General features: G+C 42.8%; 10 protein-coding genes. 7 read left to right on the forward strand and 3 right to left on the reverse strand.

The window, feature by feature from the left end; all coding sequences use genetic code 11:
* The first annotated feature begins 2 nt into the window (after window positions 1-2).
* The gene (locus VK664_RS20595) at window positions 3-884 is read left to right on the forward strand and encodes an SMP-30/gluconolactonase/LRE family protein (protein ID WP_461400588.1); all 882 of its coding nucleotides are present in this window, start codon (window positions 3-5) and stop codon (window positions 882-884) included.
* A 105-nt stretch (window positions 885-989) separates the two neighbouring features.
* On the opposite strand, the gene VK664_RS20600 is transcribed toward VK664_RS20595, so the two are convergent.
* From VK664_RS20600 to VK664_RS20610, 3 genes are all read right to left on the reverse strand, one after another.
* Entirely contained in the window at window positions 990-1,847 is an 858-nt protein-coding gene (locus VK664_RS20600; protein WP_461400589.1) for a fumarylacetoacetate hydrolase family protein, read from the reverse strand.
* Between the two features lie 67 nt (window positions 1,848-1,914).
* A complete protein-coding gene (locus tag VK664_RS20605; protein ID WP_461400590.1) occupies window positions 1,915-3,171 on the reverse strand; it encodes a DUF6786 family protein in 1,257 nt (418 codons plus the stop codon).
* A gap of 285 nt (window positions 3,172-3,456) precedes the next feature.
* On the reverse strand, window positions 3,457-5,118 hold the full coding sequence (locus VK664_RS20610; RefSeq protein WP_461400591.1) for a UxaA family hydrolase: 1,662 nt from the start codon (window positions 5,116-5,118) through the stop codon (window positions 3,457-3,459).
* Window positions 5,119-5,313: 195 nt separating this feature from the next.
* On the opposite strand from VK664_RS20610, the gene VK664_RS20615 reads away from it, so the two are divergent.
* From VK664_RS20615 to VK664_RS20640, 6 genes are all read left to right on the forward strand, one after another.
* The gene (locus tag VK664_RS20615; protein ID WP_461400592.1) at window positions 5,314-6,606 is read left to right on the forward strand and encodes an acetylxylan esterase; all 1,293 of its coding nucleotides are present in this window, start codon (window positions 5,314-5,316) and stop codon (window positions 6,604-6,606) included.
* Window positions 6,607-6,690: 84 nt separating this feature from the next.
* Complete coding sequence (locus VK664_RS20620; RefSeq protein WP_461400593.1) at window positions 6,691-8,037, forward strand: 3-keto-disaccharide hydrolase; 1,347 nt, start codon at window positions 6,691-6,693, stop codon at window positions 8,035-8,037.
* Window positions 8,038-8,527: 490 nt separating this feature from the next.
* Window positions 8,528-11,743 carry a SusC/RagA family TonB-linked outer membrane protein gene (locus VK664_RS20625; RefSeq protein WP_461400594.1) on the forward strand — a complete coding sequence of 1,072 codons (3,216 nt, stop codon included), beginning with the start codon at window positions 8,528-8,530 and terminating at the stop codon, window positions 11,741-11,743.
* Window positions 11,744-11,753: 10 nt separating this feature from the next.
* The gene (locus VK664_RS20630) at window positions 11,754-13,604 is read left to right on the forward strand and encodes a RagB/SusD family nutrient uptake outer membrane protein (protein ID WP_461400595.1); all 1,851 of its coding nucleotides are present in this window, start codon (window positions 11,754-11,756) and stop codon (window positions 13,602-13,604) included.
* Window positions 13,605-13,887: 283 nt separating this feature from the next.
* Window positions 13,888-17,199 carry a VCBS repeat-containing protein gene (locus tag VK664_RS20635; RefSeq protein ID WP_461400596.1) on the forward strand — a complete coding sequence of 1,104 codons (3,312 nt, stop codon included), beginning with the start codon at window positions 13,888-13,890 and terminating at the stop codon, window positions 17,197-17,199.
* 121 nt (window positions 17,200-17,320) lie between these two features.
* Entirely contained in the window at window positions 17,321-18,649 is a 1,329-nt protein-coding gene (locus VK664_RS20640; RefSeq protein ID WP_461400597.1) for a vanadium-dependent haloperoxidase, read from the forward strand.
* The last annotated feature ends 180 nt before the right edge of the window (window positions 18,650-18,829 follow it).

Consider the following 18,829-nt stretch of genomic DNA (forward strand, 5'->3'; position numbering starts at 1 on the left):
TTATGAAAATTGTAAATGCAACAGTTGAATTCAGGCAGGAAGCGATACTTGGTGAGGGCCCTGTTTGGGATGCATTGAGTCAGCAATTATATTGGATCGATATAAAGTCTAAAAAAGTATCCAGGTATGATCCGGTTAAGAATAAATATGAATCCTGGCAGCTTGAACAAATGGTAGGTTGCATCGTTGTAGTTTCAGATGAAAAAATTGTCTGTGCTTTGCAGGATCGCCTAATTCAGCTGGATACAATAACCGGAGAACAGACTTTTCTTACTGCGATAGAAGCCGAGCTCGCTGATAATCGTTGTAATGATGGAAAGGCAGATGCCGCAGGCCGGTTCTGGGTCGGATCGTTGCATATGCCGGGAGAAAATGGCAAGGCAGCATTATACAGGGTAGATAAAGATCTCGTCGTAAATAAGCTGGTCAACGGGCTTGGTATGTCTAACGGTCTCGGTTGGTCGCCAGATAACAAAACCATGTATCTTATCGACACAGTCGAAAAACATTTGCTTAAATTTGATTTTTCTCTTTCTGACGGAGCCCTGACGAATAAACAGGTTCTTCTAAACTTAAAAGAAGAGGTGGGCAGTCCTGACGGGTTGTGTGTGGATACAGAAGGTAATTTATGGATCGCTTTTTATGGTGGTAAAAGTATTACCTGTTATAACCCTTCAACCGGAAAACAGTTGGCAAGAATAGAAGTGCCGGCTCTGAATGTTACCTGTTGCACATTTGGTGGAAAAGAACTTGATACCCTGTATATCACCACTGCAAGAGATGGCCTAAGTGAAGAAGATCTCAAAGCTTTTCCTGACTCCGGTTGTTTGTTTACGGCAAAGCCCGGGGTAAAAGGATTACCATCAAACCGGTTTATGATTTAATGCCAGCCGGAAATTTTACAAACCATGTTGGGTATTACCAATGAATCTCCAACCGAGGATTAAATTTCACATGAATGTATACTATATGAGTTGCAGTATCCTGACCTATTGACTGTTCTCCATTGTAGCTATTGTATTGGTTAATGTACCAATTCCCTGTATTGTGATGTTTACTTCATCGCCAACTTCCAATGTGAAATCGTCCGGTGGTACAACACCCGTTCCGGTCATTAACATTACACCTTGGGGAAATCTGAATTCACGGAACAGGTAACCCACCAGTTCCTTGTGCTTTCTTTTCATACGGTCAAGGGCTATTTCTCCGTTAAAAACAGATTGATGATTACGCTGAATATCCAGCTGAATCAGGGTGGATGGCGATATTGGTTCCCGGGGAACATAAATGCAGGGACCAAGCGCCGCGCATCTTTCATACATTTTTGCCTGAGGCAGATACAATGGATTTTCGCCTTCTATACTCCGGCTGCTCATGTCATTTCCAACTGTGTAACCGTTTATATTTCCATTTGAATTGATAAGCAGTGTAAGTTCCGGTTCAGGAACGTTCCAGGTTGAATCTTTCCGGATATTAACAGGTTCATTGTGTGCAGAGATCCGATGCGGCAATGCTTTGAAAAACAACTCCGGCCTTTCAGCATCATAAACCTGCGAATAACAATCTGCAGCACCACTTGCTTTTGACTCTTCCATGCGTGCATCGCGACTCCTGAGATAAGTAACTCCGGCCGCCCACAATTCCTGGCTGCCAACCGGTACCTGGAGATGATGGACAATTGCTGACTTTAAAGTTTCGGGTTCGATCTGTTCGCTCTTAGTTGTAACACCAAGCAAATAATCGAAAAGTTTTTCATGATTAACAATAGCATCCCAGTCCTGATCTATTTTATAAGCGTTATTTTCATGAACAATAAAGTTTCCCTTTGATGTTTTATATAAATGCATAATGGAAAGGATTGCTGTTATGTTGAATGTTATTGATGTTGAATATATCCGTCAGAAATAGGTCCTGTTATTTTGTTTTTATTCCACTTTTTATTTCACTGAGTTTAACACCGAGGATTTGTTGAGCCAGTGTTTCAAGTTTTGCGAAATCTCCTTCAAAATGAAAGGTGCTTTGTTTATAAACCTGTGTTTCACCAGGATTTAATTCCTTTGCCGGTGATGATGATTCGATTTCATAAAATGGTCCCATCTGTGTGCCATCCGCGAGTGGACCATCGTTATAGGCGTTAACCGCATCTCCTTTATATGGATTTTGCTGCAGTTCCCATTTGGAATTAACATAGGACCCGTTTTTATCGACAGTAAACTTAGTGATGGTAAGGATATTTTTTTCAAAGTCGTAACTGCCGGCTATTGGCCGCGCAATTACCGGTGAGATCCCAACCTTGCTCCTGAATTTTCCATCACAGTTTAACACCAGGAAACTATCGGTAATGATTAATCGCTCGGGTGGTATGGCGCCAAAATAATCCCTGGTTATCAATTTCGCAGCGTTTTTCCCGGGCTCAAAAGGAATGATCACTTTTGTTTGATCAGAAGGCGTGAGCATCGCCAGCAGCCAGATTGATAATAATCCACTTTCTTTTTTCCAGGCTGCACTCCCTGTATTTTTTATTGAATTCTCTGTCGTATAAGCCACAGTTGCCAGTGAAGGATCAATATTTGTGTTCAACTCGCCGGCTATAGCTTCCGGTGAAAGCAGGTTGATAATACGGCTTATCTCAATATTAAATACAGTGCCCGAGTAATTTGTAACAGATGCGGTTTTCCTAAAAGTGGCAGATTGTGCATCTGCGTTTACAACATCATATGTGACTGTATCAATAATTGCCGGCACCTGCCAGTTACCAAAAGCAAATGAATCTTTTCCTTTGAAATAGATTGAATACTGTCCTCCTTCGGGTCCCAGCCAAAAACGTTCTTCACCACCCACAGGATTGAATTGCTTTTTCTTTTCTGATGAAGCGATCAGGGTATAATTGAGCCAGCCGTAACTTGTGCCGGTGTTCCCTTTTGCCGTTGAAGTCATCACCCTGCCCTGATAATCTGCAGATAAAAGAACCCTGGCATTTCCGCCGGCATCCTTAAGTTCAAGCGTTTTCGCAGTATTTTTCTTCAAAAAATCCGCATCATATGCATAACTGCCTTTGGTTAATTTGCTTTCGCTGGAATCTGATTCAGAACTGGTTGTTTGACTTTTATCAGCATCATTGCAGGCGATTGACAAAAAAAATACAGGGAGCAAAAATAATCTTGCATTCATATGGTTCAGCTTTATATATAATGGCCCTCTGATAAGTACAATTAAGTACATCCTTAAATCACAATCCTTAAATCAAGACAGCCTGGGAAAACTTAGATCAGCGATATTTTTATTCAGTTTTGTTTCTGCTTTATTATTAGAAATATAAATGATAATTTGAAATAGAATTGAAATATTACTGTATAATTATTTAGGTATCTATTTTTTATTTAGATACCTGTTTTTGTACATGAGTCAATGTTTTGATATTTGCGATATCTCTATTGAAATTCGATATACCTGTTTTTATAACGATATACCTCTCTTCCATGGTATAAAATCATCGTGGCCCGCCGCCACAGCTTTCACTGGAATTTCACCACTCGCAACATCTATAACGTATTGCAATATTCGCGAACCTGCTTCTTCAATTGTTTCTTTTCCTGCTATAATATCGCCGGTATCTATGTCGATGATGTCATTCATCTTATTATACAACACAGAGTTTGTAGATAGTTTAAGAACCGGTACTATAGGGTTACCGGTAGGTGTGCCCAGTCCCGTTGTAAATAAAACAATGTTTGCGCCGGAACCCACTTCAGCAGTTGTAGATTCAATATCTCCCCCCGGGGTACACAACAACGTTAGACCAGGCTTACTTACTTTTTCCGGATAATCCAGCACATCAACCACCGGTGAACTCCCGCCTTTTTTTGCAGCGCCGGCACTTTTAATTGCATCTGTTATCAAACCATCTTTTATATTACCCGGTGAAGGATTTGCATAAAAACCACTTCCGAGTGCAGTTGCTTTTGCATTATAGGTATTCATGAGGTCCATGAAACGCTCAGCTATTTCAGGTGTAATACATCTGTCGCTTAATTCCTGTTCAACCCCACATAACTCAGGAAATTCCGAAAGAATTACCGAACCGCCCATTGCGACCAGCAAATCTGAAGTATAACCAATAGCAGGATTTGCCGAGATACCGGAAAAGCCATCTGAGCCACCACATTCAAGACCGATACATAATTTGCTCAGGGGAGCTGGCTTACGAACCGATTTATTAGCTATCACCAGGCCTTCAAAAGTCTGGCTGATGGCCTGTTGTAACATCTTTTTTTCGTTTCCGATCTGCTGTTGTTCAAGTATATACATCGGTTTGGAAAAAGACGGATCACGTTTAGCGATCTCTTCCTGCAGAATACTTATCTGGGCATTCTGACAACCCAGACTCAGAACTGTAGCTCCTGCAACATTCGAATGAGTAATATAACCGGCGAGCAGACCGCAGAGTGCCCGCGCATCCTGCCTGGTGCCCCCGCAACCGAGTGTATGATTCAAAAATTTGATTCCGTCAACATTTGGAAAAATCTTTTGCTGGCGGGGCGCTTCTTCCTCAAACAGCGTTTCAGTTTGCTGATCTGAAGCAAGGGCATGAGCTTGTCCGCTGCCATGCCTTTCAATTAATTTTTCTACATAAGCTTCATAAGGCGACTTTGCCGGGGCATAACCAAGTGCTTTGGAAAATGCTTCCTGCATGACATCGACGTTTTTATTCTCACAAAAAACCAATGGTATCACCAGCCAGTAATTTGCTGTACCAACTGATCCGTCTGCCCGGTGATGCCCCAGGAAAGTTTTTTTGCGCCAGTCACTTACATCAGGCACATGCCAGGAAGTACGCCTTTCCCTTAAACGGTAGGAGTCAGAAGCATGTGTGATATTTTTTGTCGTTATAAGGCTTCCGACCGGGATATCAACCACTGCCTTTCCTACAAGCACCCCAAACATGATGATTTCATCACCAGGTGCAAAATGTTTAAGTGAAAATTTATGTTTGCCAGGGATGCTATCAATCAATGTTATTTCCTGATCCCCGCATTTCATTATAGCCCCTTTCTGAAGATCTGTTAAAGCAACTTCAAGATTATCGTCAGGATGAATTTTTAAAGTTTTTCTTTGCATCGAAGTATAGAAGATTTAATATTGAGTTTATGATTTTGAAATAAATCAACTTCTAAAGAAAACACTTTAGACAATGGTTCATTTCTGATTGTAAATTTAATGTATAATAAGGAATAGTGATCCGCTCTCCAAATAGCTATGTTAAATAATGTCACGAAATCCATTTGTTAAACTAACACATTAAAGATTCGACCTATGTTCAGATCAAGATTTATTGCCTGCCTCCTTTTATTGGTGGCATTTACCGTCAATGCACAGCCAGGTGAACAACTCGTTAAAGTGGTAATTGCGCCTGATCATGGTGACTGGACCTATAAGGCAGGCGAAAAAGTTACATTCACAGTTACGGTGCTACAATTTGGCAATCCTGTTAAAAATGCCCGTATCGTTTATGAATATGGTCCTGAAAAGCTGGATCCTATTAAAAAGGACTCCATGACCCTTAGCAACGGCAGCACTAAGATTGAGGCCGGAACAATGAAGACGGCTGGTTTTTTACGCTGTATTGTCACCGCGCGCGTTGATGGCAGGGAATACCGCAAATGGGCAACAGCCGGATTTGATCCATTGACCATCAAACCAACTGTAAACAATCCAACGGACTTCAAAAGTTTCTGGGATAGCGCAAAGCTTGCACTTTCGAAAATTCCATTGGATACCCGGATGACTTTGTTACCTGAACGTTGTACGGAAAAGGTGAATGTGTACCATGTGAGTGTTCAGAATATTAATAACTCCCGCGTATATGGGATTCTTTGTGTACCAAAAAAAGAAGGAAAATACCCGGCTTTGCTTTCTGTTCCGGGAGCCGGAATCAGGCCATATGCTGGAAACATTGCTATGGCTGAACGTGGCATGATCACACTTGAAATTGGCATTCACGGTGTCCCGGTAATAATGGACCCAATCGTTTATACAAACCTGGCTTCCGGTTCACTGAATGGTTACCAGAACTTCAACCTGGATGACAGGGACAAATATTATTATAAGCGTGTTTACCTGGGTTGTGTAAGGGCCAATGATCTTCTTGTCAGTCTTCCCCAATATGACGGTGAAAGCCTTGCTGTAACAGGTGGCAGCCAGGGTGGTGCACTTTCACTGGTTACCGCTGGCCTGGATGAAAGAGTAAAACATCTCGCTGCATATTATCCCGCGCTTTGTGATGTCACAGGCTATCTGCATGGCAGGGCAGGAGGATGGCCACATTTGTTTGCTCCATATAATATGGCGTTTAATAATAAAAAAGATAAGATCGAAACAGCTGCCTACTATGACGTAGTGAATTTTGCCCGCAATGTAAAGGTGCCAGGTATGTATACCTGGGGGTTCAATGATGATGTATGTCCACCAACCTCTATGTATGCTGCTTATAATGTGATACCTGCAAAAAAAGATCTTTATCTCGCACTGGAAACCGGTCACTGGACCTTTCCTGAACAAACATTGATGATGAACAACTGGCTGGCCGGACAGCTAAAAGTGAAGTAATCCGAACTATTTACTTAAATCAATCAAAGACATTGCCGGTTAGGCATAACTGTTATAAAGGGTCCACAATAAAATAAAATTTCCATGAAATATTTTCTGAGTCTTCTATTTATTGTTGCAACGATTACCGTTTCCGCCCAGGGCAAATGGGAAAAATTATTTAATGGCAAGGACCTCTCCGGCTGGAAACAGTTAAATGGAAAGGCAAATTATGAAGTTAAGGATGGGGAGATTATAGGCACTACCGTAGCCAATACACCCAACTCTTTCCTGGTAACTGAAAAGGATTATGGTGATTTTATTCTTGAACTTGAATTTAAGGTTGACACTTCAATGAATTCAGGTATACAGGTCAGAAGTCTAAGCAAGCCTGACTATCAGAACGGCCGCGTTCATGGCTACCAGATAGAAATAGATCCTTCAGCCCGTGCATGGAGCGGGGGCATCTATGATGAAGCGCGTCGGGGCTGGCTTTGTACCACCGATTATAACCTGCCTGCAAAAAAAGCATTCAGGAACAATGCCTGGAACAAATACCGGGTGGAATGTATTGGTTCAGTTATCAGGACCTGGGTTAATGGTATACCTGTGTCACATCTTATAGATGATCTTACCAAATCCGGATTTATAGCACTGCAGGTACATGCGATCAGCAAAAACGATAATCCCGGTAAACAGATCATCTGGCGGGATATCAGGATTCAAACCAGTAACCTGAAACCATCACCATGGGATAATATTAAAGTAGTTAACCTCATTCCCAACACCATTTCTGAGCAGGAAAAGAAAAACGGGTACTCATTATTATGGAACGGGAAAGACACAAAGGGGTGGAGAGGAGCAAAGAAAACTTCATTTCCTGAAAAAGGCTGGCAGATAAAAGAAGGTACTATCCAGGTTTTGCAATCAAACGGAGCCGAATCGACCAATGGTGGTGATATAGTGACTGAAGATGAGTATAGCAGCTTTGATTTTGAGTTTGAATTCCGGTTGACCGAAGGCGCAAACAGCGGTGTAAAATATTTTGTAACTGAGTCTGAACAAAATACCGGTTCGGCCATTGGCCTTGAATACCAGGTATTGGACGATGCAAAACATCCCGATGCAAAAATGGGAGAAAATGGTAACCGTACCATTTCATCATTATATGATCTGATTCCAAGAACAGAGATCCCCGCCTCAAAAAAGAAGATAGGTGAATGGAACCGTGGAAGGATAGTAGTATATCCCGATAACCGGGTTGAACATTGGCTGAACGGATTTAAGGTAGTAAGTTATACCCGTGGTTCTGAACAATACAAAGCGCTGGTTGCGAAAAGCAAGTACAAGAACATCCCGAATTTTGGCCAGGCAGCAAAGGGTCATCTCCTGCTCCAGGATCATGGAAATGAAGTTTCCTTTCGAAGTTTGAAGATCAGGAAGATTGGATAAGATGTAGCGCGGGCCTGCTTTCCATGGCCATTGATGAAAGTTGATACTACAGGTTGCTGACATGATCTTTGCCAGCAAAAACGGCATGAGAAAAATAAATGTTAAAAATACATTAATAATTAAAAAAGATTCCTTTAACTTGCTTTTGTGATAATGATCATTGATATGACAATGATGTTGAATTGCATTTCACGATAGATTAGATGCCAGAACGATTGTAACCTAAGCCATGGTTATTAGTATATAGTAACGGTTCACGATTGACTTAAACTATAAAACTGCTTGTATGAAAAATGTTTGTTTTGTCGAAAGACATTCTTCCGATTCATTTACAGCCCCCTATATTATTGAAATAATACCAAAGGTCAAGAGTAATTAATACTCCTGATGATTTGTCATTGGCAATCCGCATCCGATGCTGATTGACATATGCTGTCCGTATACCCGGTACTTCCATTTTATTTTCCACCTGCAAATAAATCAAAGCCATATGTTCAAAACCCGATTATTTCAACACACTTGTCTCAGCCTGTTCGTCATGCTCCTGTGTTATTCCGGCACTGTCTTCAGCCAGTCGAATGCACGAGTAGCAGGAAAAGTGGTTGATGACAAAGATTCAGCCGTTGTCAACGCGAGTATCGTGGTGAAGGGTACTGCCAACGGTACTACAACGGATCAGAATGGAAACTTTTCATTAGCAATTAACAATCCAAAGGCTGTACTGGTAATTTCTGTAGTGGGTTACCAGTCGCAGGAAGTTGCACTGGCAGATCGGACTGAGATCACCGTTAGACTCACAACTACAAGCTCTAACCTCACAGATGTGGTCGTAGTTGGTTATGGTACGCAAAAAAAGGTTACAGTTACCGGTGCTGTTGCAACCGTGAAGGGTTCGGAACTTCAGAAGTCACCTACGGTTAACCTTTCAAACTCACTCGCGGGTCGTCTTCCCGGTGTTACCGCAATACAGGCAGGTGGCGAACCTGGCTTTGACGGGTCTACCATTAGAGTGCGTGGTACCAACACGTTTGGTAACTCGAGTGCCCTTATAGTTATCGATGGTATACCAGATCGTGCGGGTGGACTTGACCGGATCAACCCGGCCGATGTAGAGAGTATGTCAGTTCTGAAAGATGCTTCTGCGGCGATATATGGAGCCAGGGCCGCCAATGGCGTTATCCTTATTACCACAAAAAGAGGTAAGAATGGTAAACCAAACCTTCTTTATGATTTCAATCATGGCTGGTCACAACCATCCAGAATTCCTAAAATGGCCGACAACCTGCAGTATGCAGAAATGTCAAATGAACTGGTGCTGTATAAAGAGCTCCAACAAAATCCTGAGCAATGGGCAGCCGGATGGCAGGCATTGGAAAGCACAGGTCAGTATACTGTTCCCGGAGCAACGCCACGAACATTTTTTGCTACATTTCGTCCGGACGATTTTGCAAAGTTCCGCGATGGATCATCTCCATTAACACATCCAAATACCGACTGGTTTGACGCTACAAACAAAACATGGTCACCACAGGTCAGACACAATATGCAGGTAAGTGGGGGAACAGATGCCGTTAAATACCTGGGTTCCGTAGGCTATCAGAACCAGGATGGATATTATAAAAATTCGGCAACCGGTTATAAACAATATGATGTCCGTCTGAATATCGACGCGAAAGTCAATAAATATATCAATATTGGTGTGGGTATCCTTGCACGTGAAGAAAACCGGGAGTTCCCAACAGAGCCTGCCACTGATATTTTCCGTATGCAGATGCGCGGTAAACCCTCGGAAACAGCAGTCTGGCCAGACGGACGACCTGGACCAGATATTGAAAATGGAGAAAACCCGGTTGTGATAACCACTGGGGCAACCGGCTACGACCGCGATAAAAGAACCTATATTCAAACTAACGGGAAAATTGAAATCCTGATTCCAGGGGTTGAAGGTCTGAAAATCACTGGAACTGCCGCCTTTGATAAGTACAACTTGAATCGTAAAAGATGGGCAACTCCCTGGACCTTGTATTTCTGGGATAAAAAAACATTTGAAGCCGACGGCGTAACGCCAAAACTGGAAGGTCGCGTGAGGTCAACATTTCCTGATCCCCGTCTTAACCAATACAGTGAAAATAGCCTCAACGTAAACCTTATTGGTATGTTGAACTACGACAGGAAATTCAGTGATCACACCATTGGGCTTCTTGCCGGTGTTCAAAAAGAAACAAACGAGGGCGACGGTTTTAATGTGTTCAGAAGATACTTTTTGACTCCCGAAATTGATCAGATTAATGTGGGTGGTGCAGACGAGCAGACCATTGGCGGTTCTGCTTTTACAAGAGCAAGGCTGAGTTATTTCGGTCGTGTCAACTATAACTACAAAGAAAAATACCTTTTCGAGTTCCTCTGGAGATATGATGGTTCCTACATGTTCCATGAATCAAACAGATTTGGTTTCTTCCCAGGTTTACTCGCGGGCTGGAATATTTCTGAGGAAAACTTTTTTGCACAGAACGTTAAGTTCATTAATAACCTGAAGATACGTGCCTCCTATGGCCAAATGGGTAATGACCAGGTATACTTCGGTGATCAGTTGCAGGAATTTGCTTATCTCGGTACCTATACTTTTGACACTTATATCCTGAACAATAGCCTGACCAGGACGCTCAATGAAAGGATTGTACCAAATCCTGATTTTTCATGGGAAATAGCCAACAATCTGAACCTGGGTCTGGAAGGGTCTGCGCTTAATAACAAGTTGAATTTTGAATTTGAATTTTTCTATAACAAACGGGACAAGATCCTCGTCCGTAATGAAGCAGCGGTACCTAACAGTTCCGGCATCGCTGACAAGCTGCCACCTGTTCCGCTCGGCAAACTCGACAACAAGGGATGGGAATTTAAAGTAGGTTACAGCGACATGATTGGTGATTTCAGGTACACAGTAAGTGCGAATGGTGGGTATGCGAAGAATCGCATATTGGCCTGGCCAGATACAAAAGGCATCCCTGAATACCAGAAAGCTGTAGGCAGAGGTTTTGGAACAAGCGGAGTAAACTTCCTGGTTTATGAGTCTGACGGCGTATTCCGTGACCAAAAAGATATAGATGCCAATACGATCGACTATTCAGCTGCCACATCAAAACTGATTCCCGGCGACATGAAGTTCAAGGACATGAACAATGATAAGAAGATCAATGCCGATGACCGTGTTAGCCAGGATTGGAATCGTGATCCAATATTCACCGGTGGTTTGAATATCAACCTTGGTTGGAAAAACTTTGATCTTTCGATATTGTTCCAGGGTGCTGCAGGTGGCCGTCTGTATATCAATACCGAATCGGGTGATATCGGAAACTATCTCGAGTATACTTATAAAAATAGGTGGACAGTTGAGAATCCAAGCAGTGAGCATCCCCGGATTGCAAACCGTGGCGGTACTTACTACACCGGCGGAGGATATGGCTCGAATACTTACTATTTCAGGAAGAGCGATTATGTAAGGCTCAAAAACGTAGAGCTGGGTTATAATTTGCCTGCAGCAATAGGAAGCAAGGTTGGCCTGCAAAACGCCCGGATTTATGTGAATGGTCTAAACCTGATTACATGGGATCAGATGAAAATCTGGGATCCGGAAGCCACCAGCAACAATGGTCAGTATTATCCACAGGCTAGGATTCTTAGTGTGGGTGCTCGTGTAACTTTTTAAACAACTGAAAATGAACAAAATATATAGATCGATTATATTATGCATGGTGGCCGTCACCCTGTCATATTCATGTAAGAAGGATTTTTTAAATCTTGAACCGCCCGGCCAGGTTTCGGATGTACTGGCCTGGAAAGACGGTCCTCTTGCCGAAGCTTTCGTAAATGGAATTTACGCGGGTCTTGGACTTGGTGGTTTTCATGAAGAAATGCTTGCTTCTTTTTCTGACGAAGCAATTTTCACACATGCGGGCCGCGGATTCAATATAGTGAATGAAGGCATACTGAACCCCTCCAACCTTGGCTGGGGAAATGGAAACTATCAATGGAACCAGATGTATACGCGGATCCGGGCTTCATTGATTGCGATGACTAACCTTCCTTCGAGTCCTTTTGATGCCACGCTTCGTGACAGGTTGCGCGGAGAAGCAATGTTTCTTTATGCGTATTACAACCACCAGCTGCTGAGGTATTATGGTGGCGGTCCAATTATAACACAGGTGTATGGGCTTGACGAAGATTATTCTGCTGAAAGAGGTACCTGGGAAGCAAATGTAAATAACATAGTTAAGTACTGCGATTCTGCCGTGCTCATGCTTAACGGAAAGTCCATGCAGGAAGGAAGGGCTTCGGTCACTGCCGCACGCGCACTGAAAGCCAGGGTGCTATTATATGCTGCCAGTGACTTGCACGATGTGCCGACTGCAAAATCCAAATCAACTGTTATCAATTCGTTTGCAAAGGCAGACATCATCGGTTATCCATCAGGCAACAGGCTTGCCCGGTGGACTCTTGCAAAAAACGCGGCCAAGGCGGTGCTTGATGCAACAACAGGTTATAAGTTGAACCTGGGAGTACCTGAAGATACTTCTACTGCTACAAGGAACTATATTTCAATAGCAATGGGCGGCGGAAGTAAGGCCCCCGGTGTTGATGCAACCGCTAAATCAGAGATTCTGTTTGGAAGGTATTTTATCCCGGCAAAAGGCGAAGCAGCACGTCAGCATGGTCTAAACAACGGTCCGAACGGCTACAACAACTGGGCTGGTAACTCGCCGATTCAACAGCTTGTTGATGATTATGAAATGATGGATGGTACCAAGTTCAGCTGGAGCAATCCAACTCACCAGGCTGAGCCGTATAAAGGCAGGGAACCGCGTTTCTATGCACATATCCTTTACGATGGTGCGAAGTGGAAACCAAGAGGTAGTTCTGATCCGGCTAACGAAATTCAGACCGGACATTACCAGGGTTCAGGTGGTACCACTATCTATGGACTCGACACCCGCCAGGGTCCGGTCGAGAACTGGAACGGATCATGGACAGGATATTATATTCGTAAATTCATTGATCCTAACCCTGCTCTGAATGATAATAAAGATCGCCAGGATGTTCCATGGCCATTTTTTCGCTATACTGAAATGGTCCTTAACTATGCAGAAGCTTGTATTGAGTTGGGAGAGGATGCAGAAGCGCGTACCTGGCTCAACAAGATCAGGTTCCGCGCTGGCCTGCCAGGCTTTACCGAATCAGGTGATGCCTTGCGCCAGCGATACAGGAATGAGCGGCGCATTGAACTGGCCTATGAAGAACATCGCTGGCATGACGCGCGTCGTTGGATGATCGCGCCAACAACGCTTGGCCGGAAGAATGTTTATATCCTTGTTAGAGGAACCCTGAAAGCCGGGCAAACAGCTGCAGCGACCTATCGTAAGGACCCAACGAAGTACGACTATACTTATACTCCAGCAGTAGATAACTCACTTGAAAACCGGAACTGGTTAGATAAAATGTATTTCCTCCCAATCGCTCGTGATGAAGGACTCCGAAATCCAAAAATCGTTCAGAACCCCGGATATGAATAATAGTTTTTCTTTCAAAAAAAATCTGTGCTTATGCTTTATGCAGGCACAGATTTTTTATTTTGGCCAATCCTTGTAATTGCTATTGTACAGGATATTTTCAAGATGGCTTTATTATTATTGCAAAGTCGCCTAATATATTGCAAAGTGACCGGTAAATATTTGTAGTTAAAAATTAAATTTCAATTCGTTGATCCCGTTTAGCATGATTTGGTTCTATTTAATAAAAAGCGTTAAAAAGGTTTGCCCCCGGCAATTCATAGCAATTCCTAAATATTTTGTGGTGATGACTTTGTTTTTGTTAATCCAGGGATGCAATACCGACAGTAATAGCAATCAGCATGACGATGAAAACGCGGAAATAGCTGATGATGATAAGCTCTTTAGGTTATTGTCATCAACCTATACAAATATCAACTTTGAAAATACACTTACTGAAGGCGTCAATACCAATGTGTTGATGTACGAATATTTTTATAATGGTGGTGGAGTAGCAATTGGCGACCTTAATGAAGATGGTCTGGAGGACATTTATTTCAGTTCAAATATGTCTTCCAATAAATTATATCTCAATCGCGGAAACCTGAAATTTGAAGATGTTACTGACCTTACCGGGGCAGTCGGTCGCAGCGGCCCCTGGAAAACCGGGGTAACCATAGCTGATGTAAACGGCGATAAAAAACCGGACATATTTTTATCTTATTCCGGGAAGGTAAGGGGTACGAACCGTTTGAAACAACTATTCATTAACCAGGGAGCTGAAAACGGTATACCGAAGTTTGTTGAATCAGCTGCCGCCTATGGAATCATCGATACAGGATATACTACACAGGCAGTGTTTTTTGATTATGATCTTGATGCGGACCTTGATTTATTTATACTTAATCATAACCCTAATGCTATTCCCATTCTTGACGAAGCAGGTACGGCAGATCTAATCAAACGGAATAATCCTGCCATCGGCGTGCGGCTTATGCAAAATAACAAAAACAAATTTGTTGACGTTACCAATAAGGCTGGCCTAAACAGCTCGGAACTAACCTATGGCCTTGGCGCGGCAGTTTCGGATATTAATGGTGATGGCTGGCCCGATCTGTACATTTCCAACGATTATTCAGCACCCGATTATCTGTATATTAATAACAAGAAGGGTGGCTTTATCAACCAACTTCAACAAAGCCTGGGCCAAACCTCTCACTTTTCAATGGGTAATAACATTTCGGACATCAACAATGATGGATTGCCCGACATTTTTACCCTGGATATGTTGCCTGAATCAAACGAAAGACAAAAATTATTATTCGCTCCTGATAATTATGAAAAGTTCAACCTGGGACTTAAAGCCGGTTTGTATTATCAATATATGCGGAATATGCTGCATGTAAACAACGGCAATGGAACCTTTAGTGAGACTGCACAATTTTCAGGTATCTCAAATACTGATTGGAGTTGGGCACCTCTGTTTGCTGACTTTGACAACGACGGATGGAAAGACCTGTTTGTGACGAATGGCTTTACACGCGATTTCACGAACATGGACTTTATGAAGTACATGGGTGATTATCTGAAGAACCGTAATCTCATGCGCCAGGACATCCTGAACCTTGTTCAACAAATCCCTTCTTCATCTTTAGCAAACTATATGTTCCGGAACGAAGGACAACTCCGGTTTCAAAACAAAGGTGCGGCCTGGGGTTTTGATAGTACTGCCAACAGCAATGGTGCCGCCTATGCCGATCTTGATAATGATGGTGACCTTGACCTGGTTGTTAATAATATAAACAAACCTGCCTTTGTGTATGAAAACAGAACATCGAAAAATAGGAATACCAATTACCTGAAAATTCAATTAGCAGGCGATGGAGCTAATACCCAGGGACTGGGAGCAAAGGTTTCGATATACTCAAAAGGTAAAACACAGTTCCTTGAGCAATCGCCTAACCGTGGTTACCAGTCTGTAGTTTCAGCGATACTTCATTTTGGCCTTGGTAGTGAGGAGATAGTTGACTCATTGCGTGTTGTATGGCCGGGGGGAAGTACGGAACTGGTTAAAAATATAAAAGTTAACCAATTGTTGAATTTGAAACAGGCAACTGCTAGTCAGAAATACCGGCAGCCTGTATTTCCGCCTGCATTTTTTAGCCCGGCTAATTTTGTTGATATATATAAAACCCCTGTTAAAGATATTAATGATTTCAAGCGTCAGCCCCTGATGGCAAATCCCCTTTCATCCAATGGACCATGCCTGGTAAAGGCGGATATCAATGGTGATGGGCTCGATGATGTTTTTGCCGGTGGAGGAAGTGGCAATCCTGCTTCTATATTCCTGCAGCAGTCAAATGGTGCGTTTTCACAATCGGCTCAACCGGCATTTGAGGAAGATAAAAACAGTGAAGATGCAGATGCTGTATTTTTTGATGCTAACGGTGATGATCACCTGGATCTATATGTCGCAGCCGGTGGCTATCATAACTATACACCCGGAGATGTGTTGCTGCAGGACAGGTTGTATCTCAATAATGGCAAAGGAATATTTGTAAAAAGCCCCGATGCTTTGCCGGTGATGACAAGCAGTAAAGGATGCGTAGCCTCATCAGATCTGAATGGTGATGGATTTTTGGATCTGTTTGTTGGCGGGCGGGTGATTCCGGGCCGTTACCCTGAAAAGCCTGAAAGTTATCTTCTGATCAATGATGGAAAAGGCAAGTTCCGCAACGAAATTGAATCGGTACCAGGTTCACTTCAAAAACTGGGAATGATAACCGATGCTGTTTTTATGGATATTAATAGCGATAAGCAAAATGATCTCGTGCTCGTAGGAGAATGGCTGCCGCTGACCATATTTATTAATGAAAATGGCAAACTGGTAAACCGCACTACAGATTACGTGGACAAAAATTACCAGGGTTGGTGGAACAAACTTGATACTGCAGATCTTAATAATGATGGTATACCTGAATTGATAGCGGGAAACTATGGGCTTAACTCGCAGATCAAGGCAAATGAAAAACAACCCGTGGAAATGTATTATAAAGACTTTGATGATAACGGGGCCGTTGATCCAATACTGTGCTGTTATATACAGGGGAAATCTTATCCTTATCTTACCCGCGACGAACTGCTTGACCAGCTAAGTATCATGCGGACGAAGTTCACCGATTATAAGGGTTATGCAAATACAACCCTTACTGATATATTCGACGAAGAACAATTAAAAGGCGCAGAGCATCTTACCGCAAACATATTTGAAACCGGAATTTTTATGCGTACAGGCTCCGGTAAGTTTATGTTCAAACCTTTACCGTTGGCAGCTCAGCTCGCCCCGGTTTATGCCATTGGCATTACAGACTACAATAAAGATGGGTTCAAAGACATTATCCTTGGAGGTAATATCAATAAACCCAGGCTCAGGCTTGGAAAGTCTGACGCGAACTATGGTTTGCTGTTGACTGGTGACGGTAAAGGAAATTTTTTACCAATGGTTCAGACTGCTTCCGGTTTTAACTTAAGAGGCGATACCCGGAGCATGTTGATTTTTAATAACAAGGTGCTGTTTGGTGTAAATCATAAAATAGTGGCCTACAATCGTAACAGATAAACAATCGTAACCGAGAAGCAATCGTAACCCATAAACAATCATAACCGAGAAGCAATAGTAACTGAGAAGCGATAGTAACTGAGAAGCAATCGTAACTGAGAAGCAATCGTAACTGAGAAACATGAAGAGTGCCCGATTTTATATATTGACTTTTGTCGTTTTTTGTGCCATATCATTTTTGATTGCATGTTCTGGCAGGACCGGTCAGGCAGACAGGCTCACAAACCAGGATATAGGGAATTTTGTAGGTGAGATGAGCGACCTCATGTTGCACGATGTAACCAGCCCACCACTGGCAGCACGTTTTTTCGGTTATACTTTCCTGTCAGGTTACGAGATTTTGTCTCAACATGATAGTAGTTATCGACGCCTGGCCGGAAAGTTAAACGATTATCCTGTTCTGTCGGCACCCGACTCAATTGAAGGATATGATTACAGGCTGGCTGCGCTGCTGTCTATGATAGGTACTGCCTCAAAAATGCAACCTTCAGGAAAATTGCTGGAAAAATACCGGGATCAACTCCTGGCTTCCTGTATTGAGCTTGGTTATACAGATGGTGAAATAGAAGCGTCTTTGCGATATGCCTCTGCCGTGAGTAAAAAAATGTTGCAATACGCCAAATCAGATGGTTACAACAAGATTTCAAATTTTGCAAGATATACACCTGTTGAAGGAGAGGGCTCGTGGTATCCGACCCCACCAGCTTTTATGCCAGCGGTTGAACCATATTTTCATACTATCCGCTCCTTTACTTTCGACAGTAGCAGCCAGTTTAAACCCGAACCTCCTGTGCCATTTTCAAAGAAAACAAATTCGGCTTTCTACCTTCAGTTGCTGTTAAATTATAATGCCGGAAAAGCGTTTCCGGCAGACAGTCTCCTCATTGCTGCCTATTGGGATTGCAATCCATTTGCTTTGCAGGATGGAGGCCATATGCAGGTTGGTCTCAAAAAGATTTCCCCGGGTGCTCATTGGCTCGGCATTACCGGGATAGCATGTAAAAAAGCAAACAAAACTTTCAACGAATCGTTGAGGATACATACTTATGTATCTCTTGTGTTGATGGATGGTTTCCTTGCCTGCTGGGATGAGAAATTCAGAAGCAACCGTATAAGGCCGGAAACTGCAATACGCAAGTATAAGGATCCCACATGGAAACCACTGTTACAGACTCCACCATTTCCTGAATATCCCAGCGGGCATTCAACAATCTCTGCTGCAGCGGCAGTGGTGCTCACAAAATACCTTGGTGATCAATTTGAGTATACGGATACTGTTGAGGTGAAATTTGGTTTGCCATCAAGAAAATTTTCTTCGTTTAACCAGGCAGCAGATGAAGCAGGAATGTCGCGGTTTTATGGAGGAATACATTTTATTGATGCGATAGTTAATGGACGGGAACAGGGCATCAAAGTGGCAAATCACTTTTTAAAAGTTGTTGAAAAATAATTCCATTTGCGTTGTATTTCATGACAGCATTCTTGATGTAACAGTTTTTGGTCGCTTCTTCGCACCGTTGGGAGCGGGATTGTGCCTTTTTGCGGCTGTGTCCCGTGGTTAATACCTTTGCTCATGCTGGGAGTGGTTCTTGTCTCCGATCGGCTTTTTTGCCCTGATCAGCTTTGTTAG

The sequence above is a fragment of the Flavitalea sp. genome, from assembly GCF_035489435.1.
Classification (GTDB): Bacteria; Bacteroidota; Bacteroidia; order Chitinophagales; family Chitinophagaceae; genus DATHKG01.